At 60.7% G+C, this 514-nt stretch carries 1 protein-coding gene; it reads left to right on the forward strand.

Annotated elements, in window-relative coordinates; all coding sequences use genetic code 11:
* The coding region (locus tag GHN86_RS23050) for a plasmid recombination protein (protein WP_194286566.1) at positions 1-514 on the forward strand (514 nt) is incomplete at both ends.

A 514-nucleotide genomic window follows, 5' to 3' on the forward strand; every position in this document is an offset into this window, starting at 1 on the left:
GCATTCACCGGGACGAAGCCACGCCGCATCTGTCCGCCTTCGTGGTGCCACTGACCCAGGACAAACGCCTGAGCGCCAAGGAGTTCATCGGCAGCCGGGACAAGATGCGCGCCGACCAGACCACTTATGCCGCCTGTGTGGTTGATCTGGGGCTTGAGCGGGGGATCGAGGGCAGCAAGGCCACCCATCAGACGATCCAGCAGCACTACGCCGCTGTAGAACGTGGAGTGCAGCCCCTGGTGGCCATCACTCCGAAAGCCGTGGAGCCGCGGGTACTACGCAAAGGGCTGTTTTCCAGCGATGTTGAGACACCAGAGGCGGTAGCTGAACGGCTGACCAAACGCATCAATGAACGTTATGCCGGGACCATCGCCAGGGCCTCTACAGCGCTTCAGGAGCGACGTAGAGCGAAAGAGATGCAGGACACGGCAAACAGTCTCAGGAAGCGGCTAGAGGCGCTACAGGAGCCCTTCAAAGGGCTATCCAAGGCTCAGATGGCCGAAGTGCTTCAAGT

Origin of the sequence: Pseudomonas helleri (assembly GCF_009600315.1) — a bacterium.
Taxonomy (GTDB): Bacteria; Pseudomonadota; Gammaproteobacteria; order Pseudomonadales; family Pseudomonadaceae; genus Aquipseudomonas; species Aquipseudomonas helleri_A.